This window comes from Mesorhizobium sp. GbtcB19 (assembly GCF_019091085.1).
GTDB lineage: Bacteria > Pseudomonadota > Alphaproteobacteria > Rhizobiales > Rhizobiaceae > Mesorhizobium.
On the sequence record NZ_JAGXJY010000005.1, the window covers coordinates 228,176 to 251,453 of the forward strand.

Consider the following 23,278-nt stretch of genomic DNA (forward strand, 5'->3'; position numbering starts at 1 on the left):
CAAGTCTGCGAGGTTGTCGCTTAGAGCGAACACTTCCGGATCCGAGAGGGAGCCGGGCGCCTACTTCAAACGCCGCGCCGCCCCTCATCCGCCCTTCGGGCACCTTCTCCCCGTGAACGGGGAGAAGGAAAAGGCTCACGCCGTCGGCTGCTTGGTCTTCCTGAGATACGGCAGAACGGTCTCATACGCCCCAAAACGCTTGACGGCATCCTCGTTGGAGACGGCGGCGGTGATGATGACGTCCTCGCCCTGCTTCCAGTTCGCCGGCGTCGCCACCTGGTGCTTGGCGGTCAGCTGGATGGAATCGATGACGCGCAGGATCTCGTCGAAGTTGCGACCCGTGGTCATCGGATAGGTCAGCACCAGCTTGATCTTCTTGTCCGGGCCGATGACGTAGACCGAACGCACCGTGGCGTTGTCGGCCGGCGTGCGGCCTTCCGAGCTTTCGCCGGCGCCGGCCGGCAGCATTTCATAGAGCTTGGCGACGTGAAGGTCTTTGTCGCCGATCAGCGGATAGTGCACCGTATGGCCGGTGGCGGTCTTGATGTCGGCCTGCCATTTGTCGTGGCTCGACACCGGATCGACCGAGATGCCGATGATCTTGACGTTGCGCTTTTTGAAGTCGCCTTCGAGACCGGCCATGGTGCCGAGCTCGGTCGTGCAGACCGGCGTGAAATTCTTCGGGTGGCTGAACAGCACCGCCCAGCCGTCGCCGATCCAGTCGTGGAACTTGATGGTGCCCTGTGTGGTCTCGGCCGTGAAATCCGGCGCGATATCGTTGATACGAAGACTCATGGCCTGTCCCTACCCTTTTTCGAAAAATTGTAGCCGGCTTGCGGCTGGCCGTCGCCGGCTCCGAAGCCTAGCACCATCGCGGCGCCGGTAAAACGCCGCACACGATGGCCGCGGCCCCGGCGGAACAAAAATTTTCGCCGCCACCGGCAAGCCGCGGCAGGATTTTCTACTTCCGATGGAGGAGAAGCCGCTCAGGCCTTCTTTATGGCGAGCGTCGCGCTGAGGTCTTCCATGCGCTGCGCCAGCGCGTCGAGCGCCGTGGTCAGCACGCTGTCGCTCTTGTCGGCCTTGGTCAGCGCCTCGTCGCGCGTCTTGCGCAAGGTCAGCACCTCGCTCTCCATGCCCTTGACGCGCTTGGTGAGCTCGGACAGCTCGTCCATCACCATGATGCCGGCCATGACGGTGAGCCGCTGGTCGCCGATTTCGCCAAACGAATCCTTCAGATGCGAGACATAACGGTCGAAACGCTCGGCAAGATCGATCAGGTGCTCTTCCTGGCCCTCGTCGCAGGCCATCCGGTATTGCTTGCCGTCGATGGAAACGGTGACCTGTGCCATTGGTCCTACCTGTCCAGAACCGCCCGGATGGTTTCCATGGCGGTCACCAGCCGGCGCGACACTTCCTTGTTGGCATCTTCCAGCCGCTCGGCGCGCGCCTCGGAATTGTCGAGCTCCTGCGCCAGGCGCGAACGGTCGGCGTTCATGCGCTGCACCTCGGCCTCGGCTTCCGAATAATCGCGCTCGTGCTCGAGCTTCGCCGCCACGGCGTTCTCCAGGCCTTCCATGGCCTTGCCCAGCCTGGCGATGACTTCCTTGAGGGTCGTTTCCCCGGTCATGGCCTTCGTCCTATGCCCTGCCCATCACCGAATCGCTCGCGTTCAGAACGCGTTACCTGCGAAAGATTAGGCACCGGGTGAAGGGCGCGTCAACAAAGCTCTCGCGACTGTCCCCCGCTATCGCTAATGTAAGACGCCCGACACACAAAAAGACCGCATCACAAGCCCGGCAAAAACCGCCTCGATTTGTTGACTAAAAGGCAGTGCCTGCTATGTGTCGCCCAGCCCTTTCCCTAGGGTTTTCCCAAGGCCCTCAACCCGTTTTCCCGGAGGCAGCATGAGCTCGCGCGAACAACATGACCGGATGGCCAATGCGATCCGTTTTCTTTCCATGGACGCCGTCGAGAAGGCGAACTCCGGCCACCCCGGCCTGCCGATGGGCTGCGCCGACATCGCCACGGTGCTGTTCAGCCGTTTCCTGAAATTCGACGCCAAGGCGCCGCACTGGGCCGACCGCGACCGCTTCATCCTGTCGGCCGGCCACGGCTCGATGCTGCTCTATTCGCTCCTCTACCTCACCGGCTATGAGGACATGACGATCGACCAGATCAAGAGCTTCCGCCAGCTCGGTTCCAAGACCGCCGGCCATCCCGAATACGGCCATGCCGCCGGCATCGAGACCACCACCGGCCCGCTCGGCCAGGGCCTTGCCAATTCGGTCGGCTTCGCGCTCGGCGAGCGCATCATGAATGCCGCCTTCGGCAACGACCTCGTCAACCACTACACCTATGTGCTGGCCGGCGACGGCTGCCTGATGGAAGGCGTTTCCCAGGAAGCCATAGCACTTGCCGGGCATCTGAAGCTCAACAAGCTGATCGTCTTCTGGGACAACAACAACATCTCGATCGACGGCCCGGTTTCGCTTGCCGACAACACCGACCAGGTCGCCCGCTTCCAGGCTTCGGGCTGGAACGCCAGCCACATCGACGGCTTCGATCCGGAAGCGATCGCCTACGCCATCGAGGCGGCGCGCCATTCCGACAAACCGACGATGATCGCCTGCAAGACCACCATCGGCTTCGGCGCCCCGACCAAGGCCGGCACCAACAAGGCGCATGGTTCGCCGCTCGGCGCCGAGGAAATCGCCGGCGCGCGAAAATTCTTCAACTGGGATTCGCCGCCCTTCGAGATTCCGGCCGACATCCTCGAGGCCTGGCGCACTGTCGGCAAGGGCGGCGCCAAGGCGCGCGCCGACTGGGAAGGCCGCCTCGCCAAGGCCGAGCCGAAGCTGAAGGCCGAGTTCGAGCGTCGCCTCGGCGGCAAGCTGCCCTCCAACTTCGACGCCGTCATCGCCGACTACAAGAATAAGCTCTCGGCCGACAAGCCGAAGGTCGCCACCCGCAAATCGTCGGAAATGGCGCTGGAAGTCATCAACGGCGCGGTGCCGGAAACCATCGGCGGCTCGGCCGACCTCACCGGCTCGAACAACACCAAGACCAGCCAGACCAAGAACATCACGCCCGACGATTACGGCCAGCGCTATGTCCACTACGGCATCCGTGAGCACGGCATGGCGGCGGCCATCAACGGCCTGACGCTGCATGGCGGCCTGATCGCCTATGGTGGCACCTTCATGTGCTTCTCCGACTACGCCCGCCCGTCGATGCGCCTGGCTTCGCTGATGGGTATCCGCTCGATCTTCGTCATGACGCATGACTCCATCGGCCTCGGCGAGGACGGCCCGACCCACCAGCCGGTCGAGCATCTGGCGGCGCTGCGCGCCATCCCGAACCACAACGTGTTCCGTCCGGCCGATGCGGTGGAGACCGCCGAATGCTGGCAGATCGCGCTTGAATCCGAAAAGACGCCGTCGACGCTGGCCCTGACCCGCCAGAACCTGCCGACGGTGCGCACGGAACACACGGCCAAGAACCTGAGCAGCCAGGGCGCCTATGAACTGGCCGCCGCCAGCGGCGAGGCGGTGGTGACGATCTTCGCAACCGGCTCCGAGGTGGAGATCGCGCTCGGCGCGCGTGACCTGCTCGAAAAGCACGGCCATCCGACCCGCGTCGTCTCGGTGCCGTGCTTCGAGCTGTTCGATCAGCAGAGCGACGATTACCGCAAGAAGACCATCGGCAACGCCAGGGTGAAGGTCGCCATCGAAGCCGGCATCCGCCAGGGCTGGGACCATCTGATCGGCACCGACGGCATCTTCATCGGCATGCACGGCTTCGGCGCCTCGGGCACGATCGAGCAGCTCTATCCGCATTTCGGCATCACCGCCGACGCCGCGGCAAAGGCGGTCGAAGCCCGTCTGCACGGCTGACCGGGCTGCGTCAATTCGCGGGGCCGCAAATACGCGGCTCCGCGGTGCTGGACCAACCTAATCGATTTAAATTCGGCCTTCTGCGACTGGATTCTTTGTTCCATGGCCGCTATGAAGCAGCCGGACCCAATCGCCCCCAGTCCCTAGGGAGAAAACAATGACCGTCAGAGTTGCCATCAACGGATTTGGCCGTATCGGCCGCAACATCCTGCGCGCCATCCACGAATCCGGCCGCAAGGACATCGACATCGTCGCCGTCAACGATCTCGGCCCGGTCGAGACCAACGCGCATCTGCTGCGCTATGACAGCGTACACGGCCGCTTCCCGCATGAGGTGTCGGTCGACGGCGACCAGATCTCGGTCGGCAAGGAGAAGTTCAAGGTCACCGCGATCAAGGATCCGAGCCAGCTGCCGTGGAAGGAGCTCGGCGTCGACATCGCGCTCGAATGCACCGGCATCTTCACCGCTCGCGACAAGGCCGCCGCGCACCTCACCGCCGGCGCCAAGCGCGTGCTCGTCTCGGCGCCCGCTGAAGGCGCGGACTTGACTGTCGTCTACGGCATCAACCACGACAAGCTGACCAAGGACCACATCGTCATCTCGAACGCGTCCTGCACCACCAACTGCCTGGCGCCGCTGGCGGCCGTGCTGCACGAGACCGTCGGCATCGAGAAGGGCATGATGACGACGATCCACTCCTACACCGGCGACCAGCCGACGCTGGACACCATGCACAAGGACCTCTACCGCGCCCGCGCGGCGGCGCTGTCGCAGATCCCGACCTCGACTGGCGCGGCCAAGGCGATCGGCCTCGTGCTGCCCGAGCTCAAGGGCAAGCTCGACGGCATCTCGATCCGCGTGCCGACGCCGAACGTCTCGGTCGTCGACTTCAAGTTCATCGCCAAGCGCTCGACCACCGCGCAGGAGATCAACGAAGCCGTCATCGCCGCCTCCAAGGGCAAGCTGAAGGGCGTGCTGTCGGTTACCCACCACCCGAACGTCTCGATCGACTTCAACCACGATCCGCATTCCTCGATCGTGGCGCTCGACCAGACCAAGGTGATGGACGGCAACTTCGTGTCCGTCCTGTCCTGGTACGACAATGAATGGGGCTTCTCGAACCGCATGGGCGACACCGCCGTCGCCTTCGGCAAGACCATCGCCTGATCGAACGCCCGCTAAGCGGTTTGAAACGCCCGGCTTCGGCCGGGCGTTTTTTATTGGCCGGCTGAGCCAAAAACCGCGCTGTCGCCTTGCACCGGCCATGTCTTCGCCCCACTCTCTGGTAAAGCGGGAAACAGTGGGGATTCTTAAGGGGCAATAGCGGATGGAGCATGCGATCTATCTCGTGACGCTGGTCGGCACGGCACTCATCGTCGCCGCCGCGTTTTCGAGCCTGATCGCCTTCCGCTTCGGCGCTCCCTTGCTGCTTCTCTTCCTCTGCATCGGGCTTGCCACCGGCGTCGACGGCCTCGGCATCGAATTCGACAATGCCCGGCTGGCTTATTTTGCCGGCTCACTGGCTCTGGCCATCATCCTGTTCGATTCCGGTTTCGGCACGCCGCTCAACGCGCTCAGGCAAGCGGCCGGGCCGGCGCTGTCGCTGGCCACGATCGGCGTCATCCTGACCACCGGCATCTTTGCCGTCGCCGCCGCCTATGTTCTCAAACTCGATTGGCTGGAATCCTCGCTGCTCGGCGCCGCCGTCGCCTCGACCGATGCGGCCGCCGTGTTCTTCCTGTTGCGCGCCGGCGAAATCCATCTGCGCGAGCGCGTGCGTTCGACGCTCGAAGTGGAATCCGGCACCAACGACCCGATCGCCATCTTCCTCACCATCACCCTGGTCGAGATCATCGCCGCGCATGCCAACCCGGAAGCCAATGTGCTGGCGACCAACCTCTTGCTCGGCTTCCTCGCCAATATGGGGCTGGGCGCCGTCATCGGCGTGCTCGGCGGCTTCGGCATCGTGCGTCTCGTCGAGCGGCTGAACCTCGATCACGGCCTGCTGCCGATCTTCGTGCTGACGCTGTCGCTGATGGTGTTCGCGGCGGCAGGCGCCATCGGCGGCTCGGGCTTCCTCGCCGTCTACCTTGCCGGGCTGATCGCCGGCAATTCCGACATCCGCGCCGTCACCATCCTGAAGCGGTTCCAGGACGGCATGTCGTGGCTGGCGCAGATCATCATGTTCCTGATCCTCGGCCTGTTCGCCACGCCCTCGCAGTTCCCGGCGATCCTGGCGCCGGCGGTCCTGCTCGGCCTGTTCCTGATCTTCGTGGCCCGCCCGGTCGCCGTCTGGCTGTGCCTGATCCCGTTCCGCCTGCCGCGTCCCGAGGTCGCCTTCGTCTCCTGGGTCGGCCTGCGCGGCGCGGTCTCGATCCTGCTTGCCATCACGCCGCTGCTCGGCGGCCTCGAGCATGGCCGCCTGATCTTCAACGCCGCCTTCATCATCGTGCTCGTGTCGCTGGTGGTGCAGGGCTGGACGGTCGGTCCGCTGGCGCGCCGGCTCGGCCTGATCGTGCCGGCGCGACTCGGGCCGCTGGACAAGGTCGAGCTCGAACTGCCGGGCTCGGCCCATCACGAGCTGCTCGCCTATCGCGTCGCGCCCGGCAGCCCGGTCGCGCGCGGCGAGCGTATCCCGCGCTGGGCGCGGCCCTCATTGGTGCTGCGCGACGGCCGCTCGATGCGCTTCCAGGACATGGGCCGGCTTGCCGCCGGCGATCAGGTCTACATCTTCGTCCCGGATCGCTATCCACGCCTGCTCGACAAGCTTTTTGCCAGCCGCGCCGTCGTCGATCCCGAGGATGCCGATTTCTTCGGCGCCTTCGCGCTCGATCCGGCGCGTTCGGCGGCCGAGCTGGAAGCCGCCTACGGTCCGGGCCTGACCGAGGCGGAACAGAAGCTCACCGTCGCCGCGCTGGTTTCGGAGCGGCTCGGCGGCCATCCCGAATATGCCGACCGTGTGGTCATCGGTCCGATCGAGCTGATCGTGCGCGATGTCGATGAAAAGGGCAGGATCACCGGGCTTGGCCTGTCCTTCGAGCCGACCGCGCCGGTGGCGCGCGTGCCGGTGTTCATGAGCGCCGGCGAGATCGGCGACCGCATCACGGCGCTGATCCGCAACTGGCGCGGGCCCGTGGAAAAGCAGGCGGTCGAGGACGTGCCGATCGACCCCGTCGCGCCGGCACCGGGCGAGCAAAAGGCAACCAGCGAAGGCTGATGTCTCACGCCGACATCATTTTTGCGCGCGCGCCTCAACGCGGCCCTTGCATCGTCGTTCGCGCCGGGTAAGGTCGCCGCGTTTTCGCTAGAGCAATTCCAGGAAAAGTGTGAGCGGTTTTCCGTCCGGAATTGCGTCAAGGCACTAGGAAGGAACGTAGCATGGCCGGCTTCAAGACCCTCGACGATATCGGCGCCGTCAGCGGCAAGCGCGTCCTGGTGCGCGTCGACCTCAACGTCCCCGTCGCCGACGGCAAGGTCACCGACGCCACCCGCATCGAGCGCATCGCGCCGACCATCGCCGAGCTCTCGAAAAAGGGCGCCAAGGTCATCCTGCTTGCTCATTTCGGCCGCCCGAAGGACGGTCCGTCGGCGGAATTCTCGCTGGAGCCGATCGCCAAGGCCACGGCCGAGGTTCTCGGCCACCCGGTCGGCTTTGCCGCCGACTGTGTCGGCGACAAGGCCGCCGAAGCGGTCGCCACCATGAAGGACGGCGACGTCCTGCTGTTCGAAAACACCCGCTTCTACAAAGCCGAGGAGAAGAACGAGCCGGCCTTCACCGAAAAGCTCGCCGCCAATGGCGACATCTATGTCAACGACGCCTTTTCCGCCGCGCATCGCGCGCATGCCTCGACCGAAGGCCTGGCGCGTCACTTGCCGGCCTATGCCGGCCGCACCATGCAAGCCGAGCTCGACGCGCTGGAGAAGGGCCTCGGCAATCCGGTTCGGCCGGTGGTTGCCATCGTCGGCGGCGCCAAGGTCTCGAGCAAGATCGACCTCCTGATGAACCTGGTGAAGAAGGTCGACGCGCTGGTGATCGGCGGCGGCATGGCCAACACCTTCCTTGCCGCGCGCGGCACCGATGTCGGCAAATCGCTCTGCGAGCATGACCTCGCCGGCACCGCCAAGCAGATCATGATCGAGGCGGCGGAAGCCGGCTGCGCCATCATCCTGCCCGCCGACGGCGTCGTCGCCAAGGAATTCAAGGCGGGTGCCGCCAGCGAGACCGTCGCCATCTCCGACGTGCCGGCCGACGGCATGATCCTCGATGTGGGGGCAAAGACCGTGCAGAGCGTCAACGACTGGATCGACCGCGCCGCCACACTGGTCTGGAACGGCCCGCTCGGCGCCTTCGAGATCGAACCCTTCGACCGCGCCACGGTGGCGGCGGCAAAGCACGCGGCCGCGCGCACCAAGGCGGGCAAGCTGGTCTCGGTGGCCGGCGGGGGCGATACGGTGGCCGCGCTCAACCATGCCGGCGTGGCCGACGACTTCACCTATGTCTCGACCGCTGGCGGCGCCTTCCTCGAATGGATGGAAGGTAAACCGCTGCCTGGCGTCGAGGTGCTGAAGCGGTAAACAGTCCGGGAACTGGCAAAGCGCCGGCGACTTTCAATCGATTCACGCTTTCCGGCGTCATTCCTTTGGCGGTAGTGTTCTGCTAGCGCGGAACAAACGCACCTAGGAGAGCACCATGAGCGAACGTCTCGAAGATATTGCCGCTGCCATCGTAGCCGACGGCAAGGGCCTTTTGGCGGCCGATGAGAGTTCCGGCACCATCAAGAAGCGCTTTGACGTCATCGGCGTCGAATCGACCGCCGACAGCCGGCGCGACTATCGCGAGATGATGTTCCGCGCCAGGGACGCCATGACCAAATACATTTCGGGCGTCATTCTCTATGACGAGACGATCCGCCAAAAGGCCGCCGACGGCACGCCGCTGGTCGACATCATCAAGGCCGCCGGCTCCATTCCGGGCATCAAGGTCGATCTTGGCGCCAAGCCGCTGGCCGGCTATCCCGGCGACACCGTCACCGAAGGCCTGGATGGCCTGCGCGAGCGCCTGGCGGATTACTACAAGCTCGGCGCCCGCTTCGCCAAATGGCGCGCGGTGATCGACATCGACACCGGCAAGGGCGTGCCGTCGGCCAATTCGATCGCCTCCAACGCCCATGCGCTGGCCCGCTACGCAGCACTTTGCCAGGAGGCCGGCATCGTGCCGATCGTCGAACCGGAGGTGCTGATGGACGGCGCGCATTCGATCGACACCTGCTACGAGGTCTCCAGGGCAACGCTGGTCAAGCTCTACGACGAGCTCTATGCGGCGCGCGTCGTGCTGGAGGGCTCGATCCTGAAGCCCAACATGGTCATCTCCGGCAGGAAATCGGGCAAGACCGACAGCCCCGAGGAAGTCGCCGAAAAGACCATAAAGCTCTTCCGGCAGACCGTGCCGGCGGCGGTGCCGGGCATCGCCTTCCTTTCCGGTGGTCAGGAGGACGAGGAAGCGACCGCCAACCTCAATGCCATCAACGCGATCGGCCCGCATCCGTGGAAGCTGACCTTCTCCTACGGCCGTGCGCTGCAGGCGGCGCCGCAGAAGGCGTGGAGCGGCAAGGCATCGAACGTCGCCGCCGGTCAGGCAGCCTTCACGCACCGCGCCCATATGAACCATCTGGCGGCGCTCGGAAAATGGCAGCCGGCGCTGGAAAAGGCCGCCTGACGGCACTCTTCCTTCACAGATCGAAACCCGGGCCATCGGCCCGGGTTTTGTTTTTTGCAGGCCGCATTCCTACCTGATGCAGCGAAACGGCGTGCGCGATGTCGGATCGCGCCCATGTCGAACGTCCTTGGCAGGAGAGGACAGGAGATGGTCATGCAACGCAATGCCGTGGTTTCACGCGAAGACTGGTTCGAGGCGCACCGGCAGCACCTCGAGCGCGAGAAGGAGCTGACGCGCTTCCGCGACCTTGTCGCCGCGGAGCGCCGCCAATTGCCCTGGTTCAAGCTGCGCAAGGATTACGTCTTCGAGAGCGAAGCGGGGCCGAAGCGCCTTGGCGACCTCTTCGCCGGCAAGAGCCAGCTCATCGTCTATCATTTCATGATGACGCCGGGTTGCGATCACCGTTGCCAGGGCTGCTCGTTCCTGGCCGACCATATCGACGGCGCCAATCAGCATCTGAAACATCATGACGTATCGCTGGTCGTCGTCGCACGCGCGCCGCTGGCCGAGATCCTGCCTTACAAGCAGCGCATGGGCTGGAAGTTCGCCTGGGTGTCGTCCTATGCGTCCGACTTCAACTTCGACCTGCAGGTCTCCTTCACCGACAGGCAGATCGCCGCCGGCGAGACCACCTACAATTTCGAAAAGCGTCCGTTGCGGTCGAAAGACCTGCCCGGCACCAGCGTCTTTTATCGCAACGAGTGCGGCGACGTCTTCCTCACCTTCATGTCGCGCGCCCGCGGCGGCGACGCGCTGATCGGCGCCTATCATTATCTGGACATGACGCCGAAGGGCCGCGACGAGACCGGCCCCTATCACAACCTGGTGGACTGGGTGCATCTCCACGACGAGTACCAGGACAAGACCGGGGACCGGCCGGACTGCTGCGGGTAATCAGCCTCGTTCACGCCGGCTGAAACATGCGCTAATGGCTTTCAGGTCACGCTAACGGAACCGCCATGCAGCGCCTGCTTGCCCTTCTCACCTGGCTCGCCTTCCCGGTCTATGTCTGGCAGGGGCTTGGCGTGCGCCGCCGCACCAGCCGCATGCTGCCGGCGCAGGGCCCGGTCATGCATGAGATCGCGGGCAATGCCCCGACCATCTCCTTGCTGGTTTTGGGCGATTCCTCGGCTGCGTCGGTCGGTATCGAACAGTCCGAATACGGACTTGCCGCGCAGCTTGCCGGCCTTGTCGCCGGGCGGACCGGCCGCGCCGTGCACTGGCGCGCCGCCGGGTTCAATTCGGCGACATCCGGGCAGATCCGCGACTATGTCCTGCCCAACCTGTCGGCCGACCCATGGACGCATATCGTGCTTGCCATCGGCACCAACGATACCAAGAACTTTCACGCCGTGCCGCGCTTCAAGAAGGAGTTCGGCGGCCTGCTCTACGCACTGCGCGCCAAATGGCCGGAAGCGCGCGTGATCTGGTCGCCGGTGCTGGAATTCACCCGCGCCCCGGCAATGCCGCCACTGCTCGGCAAAATCCTCGAAATCCGCGCCGGCGAGATAAACCGCATGGGCGTGCGCCTCTGCAACGAGCGCGGCGCAATCGCCGCCGCGCGCCTGCCGATCACCAATCCCGAGGCCGGCTTTGCCTCCGATGGCTTTCATGCCTCGGCGGCAGGTTATCGCGCCTGGGCCAAGCATCTGCTGGACTTCGTGCTGGGCGAGGAAAGCTCGCATAAGGCTGGCTGAGATTCAGGTCAAATGGCCAAGCACCGCCGCCAGCGATATCGCGGCCATGGCGAGCAGCGCCAGCTTCCAGAAATCGCCGCGCCGCTTCAGCCCCGGCCATCCCAGCGGCTTGATGATCTGGACCAGCATGATGCCGCAGATGACAAGGGCGAGCAGTTTCGTCATGCCGCCTTTGACCAGCAATGCCCGCCCCTGTCAAAGCCGTTCTGGGGAGCGTCTCGCGCTGAACACTCCTGACAAAACGTCGGTCCCCCAGGCCTCTACGCAGGCCTTTCGACACCTTTCCCGCGCCCCTGCCAACATCCTGACAGACTGCTGTCAGGAGGGGTGTGAGATACTCTCCTCATCAAAAAGAGAGGAGTCAGGTCATGAACGGTTTCACCATCCTGCGCAGCGTGCAGCACTATGTCGGCAGGATCCGCACGGTGCGCAACGAAATCCGCACCCAGCGTTTTCTGAACACCTTGCCGGCGGACATCCGCAAGGACATCGGCTGGCCCGACCTTTACAGCGGTCGCGTGCGCGAAAACTGAAATTTTGGCGGCGCGACTTGGATTATGGCGGCAACGCGCCCAGATGTAACGGCAGCCAGTGACGTCGAGTTTAGGGAAAGAAGCCTTTGTTTGCCGGTAGCTTCGCCGCAACCTCCTGACAGTATGTTGTCAGGAGGCATGCGGTAATTGGAGCGGCTTCGATCCTGACAGCAACGAACATGAACCGACTATCCGGAGTAATCCGCGTATGGTGAAAAGCTGGAACGACAGGTTGAACACCCCGGGCAGCAACGGCATCAAGCCGTCGCCGCGCACGGTCGGCGATGTCGTCGAGGGCCAATCGATGCTGGTGCCGACCGCGCGTCAGGTCGACGACTTCATCCGCTCGATCCCCGAGGGGGTGGAGATGGACGTTCGTGCGCTGCGCACCGCTCTGGCCGTCGAGCATGGCGCTGAAGTGACATGCCCGGTGACGATCGGCTATCACCTTCGCACTGTCGCCGAGGCCGCTCATGAGGATCTTGAGCGCGGCATGGCGCTGAGCGATATCGCGCCGTTCTGGCGTGTGCTGGATGCCAAGACGCCGACCACGGGCAAACTGTCCTTCGGGGCGAAATTCGTTGCCGCGCAGCGCAAGCGCGAAGGGCTGAGGCCGTAACCCCGGGGAGAAACAGATGCGTCGCGCCGACAGGCTTTTCCAGATCGTGCAGCATTTGCGGGGTGGCCGGCTGGTCACCGCGCAGAAGCTCGGCACATGGCTCGAGGTTTCCGAGCGCACCATTTACCGCGACATAGCCGACCTGCAGTCGACCGGCGTGCCGATCGACGGCGAAGCCGGCGTCGGCTACATGATGCGGGAAGGCTTCGATCTTCCGCCGCTGATGTTCACGCGTGACGAGATCGTGGCGCTGGTTGCCGGCGCCCGCATGGTGCGGGCCTTTGGCGGTGCCGCAATGGCAAGGGCCGCCGACGAGGCGCTGGTCAAGATCGGCGCTGTGCTGCCCGATACCGAGAAGGACCGCATCGCCCGTACCGAGATCCACACGCCGATGTGGGTGGTGAGCGACGCCGCGCGTGAAGCCATCGACCTGATCGAGCGCGCCGTCGAGAAGCGTCAGGTGCTGACCATCGACTATTCCGACGAGGCTGGCCGCGGCACCGCGCGCGACATCAGACCCTTGGGCCTGTGGTTCTGGGGCAAGGTCTGGACCCTGGTCGCCTGGTGCGAGATGCGCGACGATTTCCGCGCCTTCCGCATCGACCGCATTGCCTCGGTCGTCATTGCCGGCCGCATCTTCAAGCCGGAGCGCGGCAAGCAGCTCGCCGATTTCTACCGCGCCGTCGAGCGCTCGGAGGATTACGGCATGGCGCCCGACCGTGCCGCGCGGACGTGACTTTCCTCCCAAGCCATCGTCCAATAAAAAAGCCCGCTTCGAGCGGGCTTTTTTATTGGGATTTTGCCAGGATTACTCCTGCTCGTCGTCGTCCTTGTCCTTCGACTTGAGCGCCGAAAGCTTGGCGAAGACGGCGTTGGCGTCGAGTTCCTGATCCTCGTCCTTCGGCTTCTCGGGCGCCGGCACCAGCCGTTCGGTGAGCGCCGCGGGCAGCAGCGTATCGCCGACGGGCTGTGCAGGCTCGCGGCCGCGCGAGGCGCGGTTGACCTCGAGGTCGAGATCGATCTGCGAGGTGAGGCCGAGCGTCACCGGATCCATCGGCTGCAGATTGGCCGAGTTCCAGTGCTTGCGCTCGCGGATCTGCTCGATCGTCGACTTGGTCGTGCCGACCAGACGGGAGATCTGCGCGTCCTTGAGCTCGGGATGGTTGCGCACCAGCCAGAGAATGGCGTTCGGACGATCCTGGCGCTTCGAAAGCGGCGTGTAGCGGGGACCCTTGCGCTTCGATTCCGGCACACGAACCTTGGGGTCGGACAGTTTGAGCCGGTGGTTGATGTCTTTCTCGCCGCGCGCGATCTCGTCGCGGGTGAGCTGGCCGGTGATGATCGGGTCCATGCCCTTGATGCCCTGCGCCGACTCGCCGTCGGCGATCGCCTTGACCTCGAGCGGATGCAGCCCGCAGAACTGCGCGATCTGCTCGAAGGAGAGCGCGGTGTTGTCGACCAGCCAGACGGCGGTCGCCTTGGGCATCAGCAGCGAATTGGCCATATCAAAAATCCTTCTCGTTCGCCCGCGTTCCCGCGCGGGCGGTGGTTTTAGAGCCACCAAAATGGGAAATTCGCGGCCTGTATAAACGCTCCCTCAAATTTTCGCAATGTTTTTGGGAAAGGACCTAAAGTGCGTCGCGCCGAAGCGGATTCAGGCGACGCGCTTTAGGTATTTGTTTGTGCATGTCGTTTTCCCAAAACCGCTGCACACTTTTGGGCGACATGCATTGAAACAGCCCCAAAAAGACAAAACCCGCTGGACGAGGTCCAGCGGGCTTGGAACCGGAAACGAAGCAAGCGTCTCGACGGCTCTGGCTTGCCTGTCCAGCCCGGCCTTGCGGCCGAGCCGGGTCTGATTACACCGCCTGGCGGGCGATACGCTCGATGTCGGCGCGGTTGATGCCGAGATCGCTCAGCTGGCGGGCATTGAGCTTGTTCAGCTCGCGCACGGTTTCGTTGTACATGCGCCACTTACGGAAAGCACGGATCGGGTTCATTTCAGTTTCTCCAGTCATTTGATGAAATCGTTTGATGCCGCGTAAATAGGCATGCCTGCACAAGAATTGAACGGACGCTTTTGCATGGCCGCAATGCGTTTTGTGCATTGCAGCATTAAGCCTTCGTTCAGCTTGGAATGGGGACATGCGCCGACCCCGGGATGGGTCGAGATTCAGGTCAGGCCGAGCCGAGAATGGTGGCGTCCGAGAACCGGAGCGGAGCGTACTAAAAGTACGAGAGCACCGGAGGCGCAGAACGCCGCCATTCGCAGGCCGGCCTCACCTGAATACCGACCCGTCCTAGCCGACGTCGAGGACGATCTTGCCTATATGCTCGCCCTCTTCCATCCGCTCATGCGCCCGCCAGGCCTCGGTCAGCGGGAAGATCATGTCCATGACCGGGGCGACCTTGCGCGTGCCGAGCAGCGGCCACACCTGCGCCTCCAGCGCAGCCGCGATCGCCGCCTTGAACTCGACGGTGCGCGGGCGAAGCGTCGAGCCGGTATGGGTCAGCCGCTTCACCATGATCTTGGAAAAGTCGGCGCTGGCCACGGCGCCGGCCTGCACCGCGATCTGGACGATGCGTCCTTCGACGGCCGCGGCATCGTAGTTGCGCCCGACATAGTCGCCGCCGACCATGTCGAGGATGACGTCGGCGCCCTTCTTGCCGGTCGCATCCTTGACCGCCGCGACGAAATCCTCCTCGCGATAGTTGATCGCCCGGTCGGCGCCGAGCTTCAGGCAGGCGTCGCATTTCTCCTTGCTGCCGGCGGTGGTGATCACGTAGGCGCCGAAGGCCGAGGCGAGCTGGATGGCGGTGGTGCCGATGCCGGACGAGCCGCCATGGACAAGCAGCGTCTCGCCCTTCTTCAGCCCGCCGCGTTCGAACACATTGTGCCAGACGGTGAAGTAGTTTTCCGGCACCGCCGCGGCCTCCGAATGGGTGAAGCCCGCCGGCAGCGGCAGCACGCTGCCGGCGTGTACCTTGACATATTCGGCATAGCCGCCGCCGGGCGTCAGCGCGCAGACCCGGTCGCCGATGCGCCAGCGCGATATCTCGTCGCCGAGCGCCGCGATTTCGCCCGACGCTTCGAGGCCGGGCAGGTCGGACGCGCCGGGCGGCGGCGGATAGGCGCCCTTGCGCTGCTGCACGTCCGGCCGGTTGACACCGGCAGCGTGCACCCGGATCAGCACTTCCCCGGGGCCGGGCACGGGCACGTCGCGGGTTTCCGGCTTCAGCACCCTGGGGCCGCCGGGCTGCGAGATCGCGATGGCCGTCATCTTCGCCGGAATCTGGTGATTGTTAGCCATGGCTTTCCCGTCTCCTCGAATCTGTGCCGTCGCTCGTGGTTTGCATCGGCGCCCCTGCCCTATGTATGCTGATTGCCAAATCAGGCAAATGGCCAAGTAAGGGAGGAGCGACGATGGCGATCTTCGACGACGAACCCAGGAAAAAGCCCCGCCCGCACGAGATCGGCCAGGATCTGTCGCTGCTGTCCGTCGACGAATTGTCGGAGCGCATCGCGCTGCTGCGCGACGAGATCGCCAGGCTGGAGGCCGAGCGGGCCGCCAAGGGCGCCACCAAATCCGCCGCCGACGCCTTGTTCCGCCGCGGATAATTTTGTCGGCGCGCAAGACCGCCGCCGAAAAGCCCCAATACGCCTGTTTTCAGACCCCCGCGCCCGAACCAGGATCAAGCGATGTTTGCAACCTACCGACCGATCCTCTCGCTGCTGCGCGGTACCGCCTTCCTGCTCGCGGCGTCCGGCCTGCACGGCCTGCTGTTGCCGCTGCGCGGTCAGATCGAGGGTTTTTCGACCGCATCGCTCGGCCTGATGGGCACGGCCTGGGCCGGCGGCTTCGTCGCCGGCTGTTTCTTCGCGCCGCGGCTGGTGCGCCGCGCCGGCCATGTCAGGGCCTTTGGCGCCTTCGCGGCGTCGGGCGCGATCATCGCGCTGCTCACCGGCCTCATCATCGACGAGTATTTCTGGATCCTTTTGCGCGCCTTCACCGGCTTCACCATGGCCGGCGCCTTCATGGTGATCGAAAGCTGGCTGAACGAGAAGGCCACCAACGAGAACCGCGGCACTGTCTTCGGCCTCTATATGATGGTCACCTATGCCTCGATCATGGGCGGCCAGATGATCGTCGCCGGCGGCGACGTGCGGTCGGCCTCGCTGTTCATGATCACCGGCATCCTGTTCTGCCTCTCGCTCATCCCGACCGCGGTTTCTACCCAATCGACCCCGAAGCCGCTGCAGGACGTCAAGCTCGATGTCAAAAGCCTCTACGCCAATTCGCCGGTGTCGGCGGTGGCTTGCCTTCTGATCGGCATCGCCAATGGCGCCTGGGGCACGCTGGGTGCGGTCTATGGCGCCCGCATCGGCATCTCGACCGCCGAGATCGCACTGATGATGAGCCTTGTCGTCGTTTCCGGCGCCGCCATGCAGCTTCCGGCCGGGCGCTTGTCGGATACAACCGACCGCCGCTTCGTGCTGGCGGGCGCGGCCTTCGGCGCAGCTCTGGTCGCGGTGCTGATCTTCCTGATAGCGCCCCGCTCGGGTGTCTTCGTCATCGTGCTCACCGCCGCCTATGGCGGCTTCGCCTATACGCTCTATTCGATCGCCGTCGCGCATGCCAACGACCACGCCCGTCCCGAGAACTTCGTCAAGGTTTCCGGCGGCCTGCTCCTGCTCTACGGCTTCGGCACGATGATCGGCCCGCTCTTGGCCGCCGCCTTGATGGGCTCGGTGCGTCCGGAGGGCCTCTTTCTTGCAACCGCGCTCGCGCATCTCAGCCTCGCCGGCTACACGCTGCTGCGCATCCGCGCCCGCGCGCCGGTGCCGATCGAAAACCGCGATGCCTTCAAGACGCAACCCGCAGACCGCGCGGTCACGCCCGAGGCCACGCGGCTCGATCCGCGCAGAAAGGTTGAAACCGACGGTTGAGATTTGGAAAACTTTGCCCCACAAATAAGGCATGATCTTTTCCGATGCCTTCGTGGCGATCGCCGATCCCAACCGGCGCTATCTGTTGGAAGAACTCCGGCGCGGCCCGAAGACGGTGAACGAATTGGCGGCCGGACTGCCCGTCTCGCGCCCGGCCGTTTCGCAACATCTCAAAGTCCTGCTCGACGCCGGCCTGGTCAAGGCAAAGGCCGAAGGCACAAGGCGCGTCTATACTGTCAGCAGCGGCGGCTTCCTCAGGCTCAACATCTGGCTCGACCAGTTCTGGGAGACAGCGCCGGGGGAATAACTGTGGAGCGGTTCGGACCGATGAAGCCGCTCCAATATCCGTCTGACGCAATTGCGGACTAAATTCGCTGCGGTTTCCTGGAATTGCTCTTGGAGGAACAACCGATGCGACGCGAGACGTTTCTTGGCGCCCTGACGGCGATCAATCTGCTTTTGCTTGCCGGGGTAGTCTTGACGCAGATCCTGCCCGTGAGTGCGCAGGACCAACCGGGCATTCTGCGCGGCAGCGGGCTGCAGATCGTCGACGGTCAGGGTCGGGTGCGCTCCAGCATTTCGGTCCTGCCGGCAAAGGAAGGGCAGCCGGAGACGGTGCTGCTCCGCCTTATCACGCAGGATGGCCAGCCCTCGGTCAAGATCGCCGCCTCGAGCGCCAGCGCCGGGTTGAGTTTCGTTGGCGGCGACGACGAGAGCTACGTCATCCTCGACGCCGACGGACCAAAAACCCTGCTCAAGATGGTGGAGCCGCAGGGGCGCGAAAAGCTGATCACGCCATAGACCGCGACCGACGCCGACAGCTCGAAACTCAGTTCGCGGCCAGGGCCACACCGAGTGCGTCGAGCAGTTCGCCGGTGCCGTGCTCGCGCGTGGCCGGTATATCGATGCCGTCGAAGAAGGCGCCCTGCTCCGTCAGGATAAGTCGCGTTCCCTTGCCTTCGGCGATAAGCTCTATCGTCGCAAGCGACACCGAGACCCGGGTTTCGCCGAACAAGAGCTCGTAGCTGTAGACGATGCGCTGGTTCGGCACGATGTCCTGATAGACGGCGTTGTAGAAATGCATCTGCCCATCGCTGGGACAGCCGGCGTTCACCTCCTTGCCGCCGACACGAAAATCCATTTCATGCCGGCTGGGCATGGGGTTGTCGGGATCGAAGAACCACCGCTTCTTGGCCTCGGCATCGCTCAGCGCGAAAAAGACTTTTTCAGGCGCCACCGGATAGACCCGCTCGATGACGAAGGTGGAATGGACGACGGATCGTTCGCTCATGACTGGTCCCTTCAGGTTTGGTCTTTGCTTTCAGCCAGGAAATCGCCGAGGCGATCGAGCCGGCGCTCCCAGGCCAGCCGCCGCTCGTTGATCCAGTTCTCCGCTGCCCTCAGCGCCTGCGGTTCGATCTGGCAGGTGCGCACCCGTCCGACCTTCTCGGTCCTCACCAGGCCGCTCGCCTCGAGCACGTTGAGATGCTGGACGACGGCCGAGAGCGACATCGCCAGCGGCTCCGCCAACTGGCTGACCGATGCCGGCCCGCGCGACAGGCGGTCCACCATCTGCCGCCGCGCGGGATCGGCGAGCGCCTGGAACATCAGGTCGAGCTGGGCGGGATCGTGCAGCATCGCGGGTCAGCTGTCGTTGTAGGGGAAGAGCTTGAAATAGGGCTGCGCTTCGTCGATGACGCGGGCGAAGGACGGACGCGCGAGCAGCCGGTCGTGATATCGTTTCACGGCCGGAAACCTGTCGCCGAACGGCTCGACCTTGTTGGCGTAGAACAGCGCCGGCGACGCCGAGCAATCGGCCATGGTGAAGGTTTCGCCCACCGCCCAGGTTCTCCCCGCCATCTCCTCTTCGATGATGGCGTAGGAACTGCGCAGCTGCGCGCGGGCCTCCTTGACGCCGAACGGGTCCACTTTGTCCTGTGGCCGCAGCCTGTCGCCGACGATCTTCTGCATCGGGTGCTGCACATAAAAATCGTAGAAGCGATCGGCCTGGCGGACCTCAAGGGCGCGATCGGTATCGCCAGGGATGAGCTCGACCGGCCCGGGATAATGCGCGGCGATATATTCGACCACGATCGTGGATTCCAGCACGGTGCGGTCCCGCGCATCGTCACGCAGCGCCGGCATCTTGCCGGTCGGCGAGACCTTCAGGAAGGCTGCCCGCGAGGCTTCATCGCCAAGGTCTACGATGACCGGCTCGAAGGGCGTGTCGTTCTCGTAGAACGCGATCAGCGGCTTCCAGCAGAAGGATGCCAGCGGATGGAAATGCAGCGTCAGGGACATTCTGGCTCTCTTTCGCATTTGGCGATCGGATCAATACTGAAGTAACTGCTTCACTATTGTCGCAAACGGTTTGAGTCAAGACGGCTTCTGGTCAGAGCTACCCGTGGGCTGCGATGGCTTCGACGATTTGCGGCCAGTCGTTGCGATGCAATTCGTGACCGCCGCCTTCGATCCGCACCAGCCTGGCGCCGGGAACGGCCTTGGCCAGCGCTTCGCCATGCTCGACCGGGAAGAGCGGATCGGTGCTGCCATGGATGACGAGCAGCGGCACGATCAGGTCCCGCACCGTGCGCTGCGGACCGCCGCCCTTGAGCAGGAAATGGTTGGTTGCGCTGGCGAGGCCGCCGGAGCGGTCGTAATCCTCCTCGATCATCGCACGCGTCCGTTTCTCGTCGAAAGGATGCAGCGTGCTGGCGATCGCGCGGGCATCCTTGACCATGAAGTCGAGCGCCCGCCCCCGGTTCGACCAGTCGACGTCACCGCCCTGTGCCGAATGTTCCCTGTAGGCCTCGGTCATTCCCGGCAGGCCGGACGTATCCACGCCGAGCGGCGAACTTGAGATTACTGTGAGCGCGCTGACGCATTCGGGATATTTCAGCGCCACGTTCTGCGCGATCATGCCGCCCATCGACATGCCGGCGACATGCGCCTTGGCGACGCCATGGTCGTCGAGCACGCGGACGGCATCGTCCACCATGTCCTCGAACTTGTAGGGCGGCGCACCCGGCGGATATTTCGTCGACAGGCCGGTATCGCGGTTGTCGTAGCGGATGACGAAGCGGCCGCGCCCGGCGAGTTGCCGGCAGAAGTCTTCCGGCCACCACAGCATCGAGGCCATGGCACCCATGATCAGCAGGATTGCCGGATCGGCCGGATCGCCGAATGTCTGCGAAACGACTTCCGGGCGCTGTATCGACATCGCCATAGGCTCCTCCAATCCGATTGCATTTTGCAATCAGTTGCACGATAATCAAACCGATATCATAATGCAACTGGTTTTTCTGGAGAGAGTGCCATGAGCATCGACCGTCGGTCCGGCTGCCCGATCAATCTGTCGCTCGAGGTCTTTGGCGACCGCTGGAGCCTGATCATCCTGCGCGACATGATCTTTGGCGGAAAACGCCATTTCCGCGAGTTGCTCAACTTCTCGCTGGAAGGCATCGCCTCCAACATCCTGGCCGACCGGCTGAAGCGGCTGATGGAATTGGGCATGCTCACCAAGGCCGACGACCCCAGCCACAAGCAGAAGGCAATCTACAGCCTGACCGAGATGGCCATCACGCTGGTGCCGATCATGGCGCAGCTCGGCGCCTGGGGGCGGGTCTGGCTGCCGGTCACGGAAGAATTGTCGATCCGCGCCGAGCTGCTCGAGAAGGGCGGTCCGCCGCTATGGGAGCAATTCATGGACGAGCTGCGCCACGAGCATCTCGGCGCGCCGTCAAAGACGCCGCCGAACACGCCAACCGTGCGCCAGCAATTGCGGGCGGCCTATGAGGACGTAGTAGCGCGGAAGGCCGAGTCCGCCACGGCGTGACAACGCTTGTAGGCGCAGCGCTGTGGGATGTGCCGAGATTCAGGTCAGGGCGAGTCGAGAACGATGGCTTCCGAGAACCGGAGCGGAGCGTACTTAAAGTACGTGAGCACCGGAAGCGCAGGAAGGCGTCGTTCGCAGGCCGGCCTCACCTGAATATCGGCACATCCCTCAGTTTAGGTTGATGTCGCGACTCGCCGACCGCATCGACACCGAGAAGCCGGCCAGCACATCGAAAAGCGCGATGACCATCAGCGTGAAGAACACCGAATGCGCCGCGCCCTTCACCAGCAGGAACTCGACCAGGAAGGCGATGAAGACCAGCGTCGACAACAGATGATCCAGGATCGATGCGTTGGTCGTGCGCACCGATTTTGATATCTCGATGAACAGGAAGATCAGCCCGATCAGCACCATCAGGTCGCCGAGCGTCATCGAGAAGACGCCGCCCGACATCATGCGAAACGAGAACATTTCCGTCATCCAGGGATCGTCGCCGCCGCCGAACAATCCGAGCAGGCCGAGATTATAGAGGACGAAGGGCACGATCAGCAGCGGGATGGCACCGAACATCTGGGCGACTCCAATGGGGCACCCCCTCTTGTAAAATCCGCGGCAAGCGCGCCGTCAAGGTTTTTCGCTGGCGGCGGCGAACACGCTGTAAGACCTAATGAAATAACGATGTCAGCCGTTTGCTTAGAGCAATTCCAGGAAAAGTGTGAGCGGTTTTCCGTCCGGAATTGCGTCAGAACAAGGAGATAGAGCGGTTCGCCGTTTCTGTGAAACGGTGAACCGGTCTAGCCATCGGCAACGCGAGCGGTCAACTCCGAACGCCGCCGGCGCCAAACGCAAAAAGACCGGCCAGAGGCCGGTCTTTTGAAACGTCAAATACCGTGGAAGCTTCTCAGCTTTCCTTCGGCTCCAGCACCTGGCGGCCGCGATACATGCCGGTCTTCAGGTCGATGTGATGCGGGCGGCGCATTTCGCCGGAATTCTTGTCCTCGACATAGGTCGGGGCCTTGAGGGCGTCGGCCGAGCGGCGCATGCCGCGCTTCGACGGAGAGGTTTTTCTTTTTGGAACGGCCATGGATATGCTCCACTACATGGTCAAAATGCCCCGGCAACCCTCGCGAAAGGGCCGCATCGAGGCCATAATCTGAGAAAGTCGGGTGCCTATACACGCCTTGCGCCCTTTTGGCCAGCGTCGCCCGCGAATTTTTTTGAGCCGGCGCTGCGACGGCTTAGTCAAGACATCCGACATAGGCACCGGATCGGCTGGCGCGTCGCTCGATGAGCGAGGCCAGCCGCCGCAATCCCGGTCCCGGCTTGGCCGGATTGCGCGCGATCGGATTGGGCAGGCTGACGGCAAGCAGCGCCGCCTGCCGCCGCGACAATTGTTTGGCCGAGACGCCGAAATGGTGTTGGGCGGCGGCCTCGATGCCGTAGATGCCCGGCCCCCATTCGGCGATGTTGAGATAGATCTCCATGATCCGCCGCTTCGACATCACCGCGTCGAAATAGACCGCCAGCGGCAGCTCGACCACCTTGCGCACGCTGCCCAGCGGCCGCGACCACAGGAAAAGGTTCTTCACCGTCTGCATGGTGATCGTGGAAGCGCCGCGCGTCGCCTCGCCGGCCAGCGCGTCGTCGACCACGCCGCGCAACTCGCCGAGATCGACGCCGCGATGGAAGCAGAACTGACCGTCCTCCGACATGATCACCGAATGCGCCAGCACCGGCGCCACGTCGTCGATCGACACCCAGCGCCGATCGTAGCCGGAGAAGGTCACGAGGTCCTTGATCATCAGGGTCGAAACCGGGTGCACGAAGGATGGCAAATAGAGGAAGGTCAGCACGACCGGTATAGCCGCCAACACCAGCGCCACGACCAGGCAGCGCCGGGCGATGCGCTTCACACCGGCGCGGTTCAGGCGCCGACGTCGCGCCATGTCCAGCCCTTCGCTTTCATATTCGACGATCGGTTCCGTCAAGCCGTCCCACCCGTGCCTCGCCCTCTCCGGCATAAAGGCGCGCGC

The 23,278-nt window shown here is 64.0% G+C and carries 28 protein-coding genes and 1 pseudogene; 15 read left to right on the forward strand and 14 right to left on the reverse strand.

Annotation, left to right across the window (positions count from 1 at the left end; all coding sequences use genetic code 11):
* Positions 1-135: 135 nt before the first annotated feature.
* The 3 genes from KVT37_RS12050 to KVT37_RS12060 form a co-directional block, all read right to left on the reverse strand.
* Positions 136-795 carry a peroxiredoxin gene (locus tag KVT37_RS12050; RefSeq protein ID WP_217573038.1) on the reverse strand — a complete coding sequence of 220 codons (660 nt, stop codon included), beginning with the start codon at positions 793-795 and terminating at the stop codon, positions 136-138.
* Between the two features lie 191 nt (positions 796-986).
* Positions 987-1,352 carry a cell division protein ZapA gene (locus KVT37_RS12055; protein WP_217573040.1) on the reverse strand — a complete coding sequence of 122 codons (366 nt, stop codon included), beginning with the start codon at positions 1,350-1,352 and terminating at the stop codon, positions 987-989.
* A gap of 5 nt (positions 1,353-1,357) precedes the next feature.
* The gene (locus KVT37_RS12060; protein ID WP_023763725.1) at positions 1,358-1,630 is read right to left on the reverse strand and encodes a DUF4164 domain-containing protein; all 273 of its coding nucleotides are present in this window, start codon (positions 1,628-1,630) and stop codon (positions 1,358-1,360) included.
* Positions 1,631-1,907: 277 nt separating this feature from the next.
* On the opposite strand from KVT37_RS12060, the gene tkt reads away from it, so the two are divergent.
* The 7 genes from tkt to KVT37_RS12095 all read left to right on the forward strand — a co-directional run bounded on the left by tkt (position 1,908) and on the right by KVT37_RS12095 (position 11,310).
* A complete protein-coding gene (tkt, locus tag KVT37_RS12065; RefSeq protein ID WP_217573042.1) occupies positions 1,908-3,896 on the forward strand; it encodes a transketolase in 1,989 nt (662 codons plus the stop codon).
* Positions 3,897-4,053: 157 nt separating this feature from the next.
* The gene (gap, locus tag KVT37_RS12070; RefSeq protein WP_217573044.1) at positions 4,054-5,064 is read left to right on the forward strand and encodes a type I glyceraldehyde-3-phosphate dehydrogenase; all 1,011 of its coding nucleotides are present in this window, start codon (positions 4,054-4,056) and stop codon (positions 5,062-5,064) included.
* Between the two features lie 160 nt (positions 5,065-5,224).
* The gene (locus KVT37_RS12075; protein ID WP_254633960.1) at positions 5,225-7,114 is read left to right on the forward strand and encodes a potassium/proton antiporter; all 1,890 of its coding nucleotides are present in this window, start codon (positions 5,225-5,227) and stop codon (positions 7,112-7,114) included.
* A gap of 161 nt (positions 7,115-7,275) precedes the next feature.
* Positions 7,276-8,472 carry a phosphoglycerate kinase gene (gene pgk, locus KVT37_RS12080; protein ID WP_217573047.1) on the forward strand — a complete coding sequence of 399 codons (1,197 nt, stop codon included), beginning with the start codon at positions 7,276-7,278 and terminating at the stop codon, positions 8,470-8,472.
* Between the two features lie 115 nt (positions 8,473-8,587).
* The gene (locus KVT37_RS12085; protein WP_217573049.1) at positions 8,588-9,613 is read left to right on the forward strand and encodes a class I fructose-bisphosphate aldolase; all 1,026 of its coding nucleotides are present in this window, start codon (positions 8,588-8,590) and stop codon (positions 9,611-9,613) included.
* A gap of 153 nt (positions 9,614-9,766) precedes the next feature.
* Positions 9,767-10,507 (forward strand): thioredoxin family protein, encoded by a 741-nt coding sequence (locus KVT37_RS12090; protein ID WP_217573051.1) that lies wholly within the window; start codon positions 9,767-9,769, stop codon positions 10,505-10,507.
* A 65-nt stretch (positions 10,508-10,572) separates the two neighbouring features.
* Positions 10,573-11,310 (forward strand): SGNH/GDSL hydrolase family protein, encoded by a 738-nt coding sequence (locus KVT37_RS12095; protein ID WP_217573053.1) that lies wholly within the window; start codon positions 10,573-10,575, stop codon positions 11,308-11,310.
* 3 nt (positions 11,311-11,313) lie between these two features.
* Here KVT37_RS12095 and KVT37_RS12100 read toward each other — a convergent pair whose 3' ends face one another.
* Complete coding sequence (locus KVT37_RS12100; RefSeq protein ID WP_217573305.1) at positions 11,314-11,493, reverse strand: hypothetical protein; 180 nt, start codon at positions 11,491-11,493, stop codon at positions 11,314-11,316.
* A 185-nt stretch (positions 11,494-11,678) separates the two neighbouring features.
* On the opposite strand from KVT37_RS12100, the gene KVT37_RS12105 reads away from it, so the two are divergent.
* The 3 genes from KVT37_RS12105 (at position 11,679) to KVT37_RS12115 (ending at position 13,198) form a co-directional block, all read left to right on the forward strand.
* Entirely contained in the window at positions 11,679-11,843 is a 165-nt protein-coding gene (locus KVT37_RS12105; protein ID WP_217573055.1) for a hypothetical protein, read from the forward strand.
* A 208-nt stretch (positions 11,844-12,051) separates the two neighbouring features.
* Complete coding sequence (locus tag KVT37_RS12110) at positions 12,052-12,462, forward strand: hypothetical protein (protein WP_217573057.1); 411 nt, start codon at positions 12,052-12,054, stop codon at positions 12,460-12,462.
* A gap of 16 nt (positions 12,463-12,478) precedes the next feature.
* Entirely contained in the window at positions 12,479-13,198 is a 720-nt protein-coding gene (locus KVT37_RS12115; protein WP_027166621.1) for a YafY family protein, read from the forward strand.
* A gap of 72 nt (positions 13,199-13,270) precedes the next feature.
* Here the strand turns inward: KVT37_RS12115 and KVT37_RS12120 are convergent, their stop codons facing one another.
* The 3 genes from KVT37_RS12120 to KVT37_RS12130 form a co-directional block, all read right to left on the reverse strand.
* Positions 13,271-13,966, reverse strand: coding sequence for a DUF1013 domain-containing protein (locus KVT37_RS12120; RefSeq protein ID WP_217573059.1), 696 nt, complete (start codon positions 13,964-13,966; stop codon positions 13,271-13,273).
* Between the two features lie 355 nt (positions 13,967-14,321).
* Entirely contained in the window at positions 14,322-14,462 is a 141-nt protein-coding gene (locus KVT37_RS12125) for a DUF1127 domain-containing protein (RefSeq protein ID WP_071074868.1), read from the reverse strand.
* Positions 14,463-14,762: 300 nt separating this feature from the next.
* Positions 14,763-15,773 (reverse strand): NAD(P)H-quinone oxidoreductase, encoded by a 1,011-nt coding sequence (locus KVT37_RS12130; RefSeq protein ID WP_217573061.1) that lies wholly within the window; start codon positions 15,771-15,773, stop codon positions 14,763-14,765.
* 113 nt (positions 15,774-15,886) lie between these two features.
* Between KVT37_RS12130 and KVT37_RS12135 the strand changes: the two genes are divergently transcribed.
* From KVT37_RS12135 to KVT37_RS12150, 4 genes and pseudogenes are all read left to right on the forward strand, one after another.
* Positions 15,887-16,081, forward strand: a complete 195-nt coding sequence (locus KVT37_RS12135) for a DUF1192 domain-containing protein (RefSeq protein WP_059189946.1) — start codon at positions 15,887-15,889, stop codon at positions 16,079-16,081.
* Positions 16,082-16,105: 24 nt separating this feature from the next.
* A pseudogene (locus KVT37_RS12140) lies at positions 16,106-17,410 on the forward strand (MFS transporter); the annotation flags it as partial.
* A gap of 31 nt (positions 17,411-17,441) precedes the next feature.
* Entirely contained in the window at positions 17,442-17,717 is a 276-nt protein-coding gene (locus tag KVT37_RS12145) for a helix-turn-helix transcriptional regulator (RefSeq protein ID WP_217573064.1), read from the forward strand.
* A gap of 104 nt (positions 17,718-17,821) precedes the next feature.
* A complete protein-coding gene (locus KVT37_RS12150) occupies positions 17,822-18,211 on the forward strand; it encodes a hypothetical protein (RefSeq protein WP_217573066.1) in 390 nt (129 codons plus the stop codon).
* Positions 18,212-18,239: 28 nt separating this feature from the next.
* Here KVT37_RS12150 and KVT37_RS12155 read toward each other — a convergent pair whose 3' ends face one another.
* From KVT37_RS12155 to KVT37_RS12170, 4 genes are all read right to left on the reverse strand, one after another.
* On the reverse strand, positions 18,240-18,701 hold the full coding sequence (locus KVT37_RS12155; protein ID WP_217573068.1) for an SRPBCC family protein: 462 nt from the start codon (positions 18,699-18,701) through the stop codon (positions 18,240-18,242).
* 11 nt (positions 18,702-18,712) lie between these two features.
* The gene (locus KVT37_RS12160; RefSeq protein WP_217573070.1) at positions 18,713-19,048 is read right to left on the reverse strand and encodes a helix-turn-helix transcriptional regulator; all 336 of its coding nucleotides are present in this window, start codon (positions 19,046-19,048) and stop codon (positions 18,713-18,715) included.
* 6 nt (positions 19,049-19,054) lie between these two features.
* Positions 19,055-19,711, reverse strand: a complete 657-nt coding sequence (locus KVT37_RS12165) for a glutathione S-transferase family protein (RefSeq protein ID WP_217573072.1) — start codon at positions 19,709-19,711, stop codon at positions 19,055-19,057.
* 97 nt (positions 19,712-19,808) lie between these two features.
* Complete coding sequence (locus KVT37_RS12170) at positions 19,809-20,636, reverse strand: alpha/beta fold hydrolase (RefSeq protein WP_217573074.1); 828 nt, start codon at positions 20,634-20,636, stop codon at positions 19,809-19,811.
* Between the two features lie 90 nt (positions 20,637-20,726).
* Here KVT37_RS12170 and KVT37_RS12175 point away from each other — a divergent pair, with 90 nt between their 5' ends.
* Complete coding sequence (locus KVT37_RS12175; protein WP_217573076.1) at positions 20,727-21,245, forward strand: helix-turn-helix domain-containing protein; 519 nt, start codon at positions 20,727-20,729, stop codon at positions 21,243-21,245.
* A gap of 168 nt (positions 21,246-21,413) precedes the next feature.
* Here the strand turns inward: KVT37_RS12175 and KVT37_RS12180 are convergent, their stop codons facing one another.
* From KVT37_RS12180 to KVT37_RS12190, 3 genes are all read right to left on the reverse strand, one after another.
* On the reverse strand, positions 21,414-21,815 hold the full coding sequence (locus KVT37_RS12180) for a hypothetical protein (protein ID WP_217573078.1): 402 nt from the start codon (positions 21,813-21,815) through the stop codon (positions 21,414-21,416).
* A 331-nt stretch (positions 21,816-22,146) separates the two neighbouring features.
* Entirely contained in the window at positions 22,147-22,329 is a 183-nt protein-coding gene (gene rpmF / locus KVT37_RS12185) for a 50S ribosomal protein L32 (RefSeq protein WP_006203806.1), read from the reverse strand.
* A 154-nt stretch (positions 22,330-22,483) separates the two neighbouring features.
* Positions 22,484-23,191 carry a transglycosylase domain-containing protein gene (locus KVT37_RS12190; protein WP_217573291.1) on the reverse strand — a complete coding sequence of 236 codons (708 nt, stop codon included), beginning with the start codon at positions 23,189-23,191 and terminating at the stop codon, positions 22,484-22,486.
* Positions 23,192-23,278: the final 87 nt, after the last annotated feature.

Coding starts and splice junctions, on each gene's coding strand:
- KVT37_RS12050 (WP_217573038.1), bottom strand. CDS start 795: ATGAGTCTTCGTATCAACGATATCGCGCCGGATTTCACGGCCGAGACC.
- KVT37_RS12055 (WP_217573040.1), bottom strand. CDS start 1,352: ATGGCACAGGTCACCGTTTCCATCGACGGCAAGCAATACCGGATGGCC.
- KVT37_RS12060 (WP_023763725.1), bottom strand. CDS start 1,630: ATGACCGGGGAAACGACCCTCAAGGAAGTCATCGCCAGGCTGGGCAAG.
- tkt (WP_217573042.1), top strand. CDS start 1,908: ATGAGCTCGCGCGAACAACATGACCGGATGGCCAATGCGATCCGTTTT.
- gap (WP_217573044.1), top strand. CDS start 4,054: ATGACCGTCAGAGTTGCCATCAACGGATTTGGCCGTATCGGCCGCAAC.
- KVT37_RS12075 (WP_254633960.1), top strand. CDS start 5,225: ATGGAGCATGCGATCTATCTCGTGACGCTGGTCGGCACGGCACTCATC.
- pgk (WP_217573047.1), top strand. CDS start 7,276: ATGGCCGGCTTCAAGACCCTCGACGATATCGGCGCCGTCAGCGGCAAG.
- KVT37_RS12085 (WP_217573049.1), top strand. CDS start 8,588: ATGAGCGAACGTCTCGAAGATATTGCCGCTGCCATCGTAGCCGACGGC.
- KVT37_RS12090 (WP_217573051.1), top strand. CDS start 9,767: ATGCAACGCAATGCCGTGGTTTCACGCGAAGACTGGTTCGAGGCGCAC.
- KVT37_RS12095 (WP_217573053.1), top strand. CDS start 10,573: ATGCAGCGCCTGCTTGCCCTTCTCACCTGGCTCGCCTTCCCGGTCTAT.
- KVT37_RS12105 (WP_217573055.1), top strand. CDS start 11,679: ATGAACGGTTTCACCATCCTGCGCAGCGTGCAGCACTATGTCGGCAGG.
- KVT37_RS12110 (WP_217573057.1), top strand. CDS start 12,052: ATGGTGAAAAGCTGGAACGACAGGTTGAACACCCCGGGCAGCAACGGC.
- KVT37_RS12115 (WP_027166621.1), top strand. CDS start 12,479: ATGCGTCGCGCCGACAGGCTTTTCCAGATCGTGCAGCATTTGCGGGGT.
- KVT37_RS12120 (WP_217573059.1), bottom strand. CDS start 13,966: ATGGCCAATTCGCTGCTGATGCCCAAGGCGACCGCCGTCTGGCTGGTC.
- KVT37_RS12125 (WP_071074868.1), bottom strand. CDS start 14,462: ATGAACCCGATCCGTGCTTTCCGTAAGTGGCGCATGTACAACGAAACC.
- KVT37_RS12130 (WP_217573061.1), bottom strand. CDS start 15,773: ATGGCTAACAATCACCAGATTCCGGCGAAGATGACGGCCATCGCGATC.
- KVT37_RS12135 (WP_059189946.1), top strand. CDS start 15,887: ATGGCGATCTTCGACGACGAACCCAGGAAAAAGCCCCGCCCGCACGAG.
- KVT37_RS12145 (WP_217573064.1), top strand. CDS start 17,442: ATGATCTTTTCCGATGCCTTCGTGGCGATCGCCGATCCCAACCGGCGC.
- KVT37_RS12150 (WP_217573066.1), top strand. CDS start 17,822: ATGCGACGCGAGACGTTTCTTGGCGCCCTGACGGCGATCAATCTGCTT.
- KVT37_RS12155 (WP_217573068.1), bottom strand. CDS start 18,701: ATGAGCGAACGATCCGTCGTCCATTCCACCTTCGTCATCGAGCGGGTC.
- KVT37_RS12160 (WP_217573070.1), bottom strand. CDS start 19,048: ATGCTGCACGATCCCGCCCAGCTCGACCTGATGTTCCAGGCGCTCGCC.
- KVT37_RS12165 (WP_217573072.1), bottom strand. CDS start 19,711: ATGTCCCTGACGCTGCATTTCCATCCGCTGGCATCCTTCTGCTGGAAG.
- KVT37_RS12170 (WP_217573074.1), bottom strand. CDS start 20,636: ATGGCGATGTCGATACAGCGCCCGGAAGTCGTTTCGCAGACATTCGGC.
- KVT37_RS12175 (WP_217573076.1), top strand. CDS start 20,727: ATGAGCATCGACCGTCGGTCCGGCTGCCCGATCAATCTGTCGCTCGAG.
- KVT37_RS12180 (WP_217573078.1), bottom strand. CDS start 21,815: ATGTTCGGTGCCATCCCGCTGCTGATCGTGCCCTTCGTCCTCTATAAT.
- rpmF (WP_006203806.1), bottom strand. CDS start 22,329: ATGGCCGTTCCAAAAAGAAAAACCTCTCCGTCGAAGCGCGGCATGCGC.
- KVT37_RS12190 (WP_217573291.1), bottom strand. CDS start 23,191: ATGGCGCGACGTCGGCGCCTGAACCGCGCCGGTGTGAAGCGCATCGCC.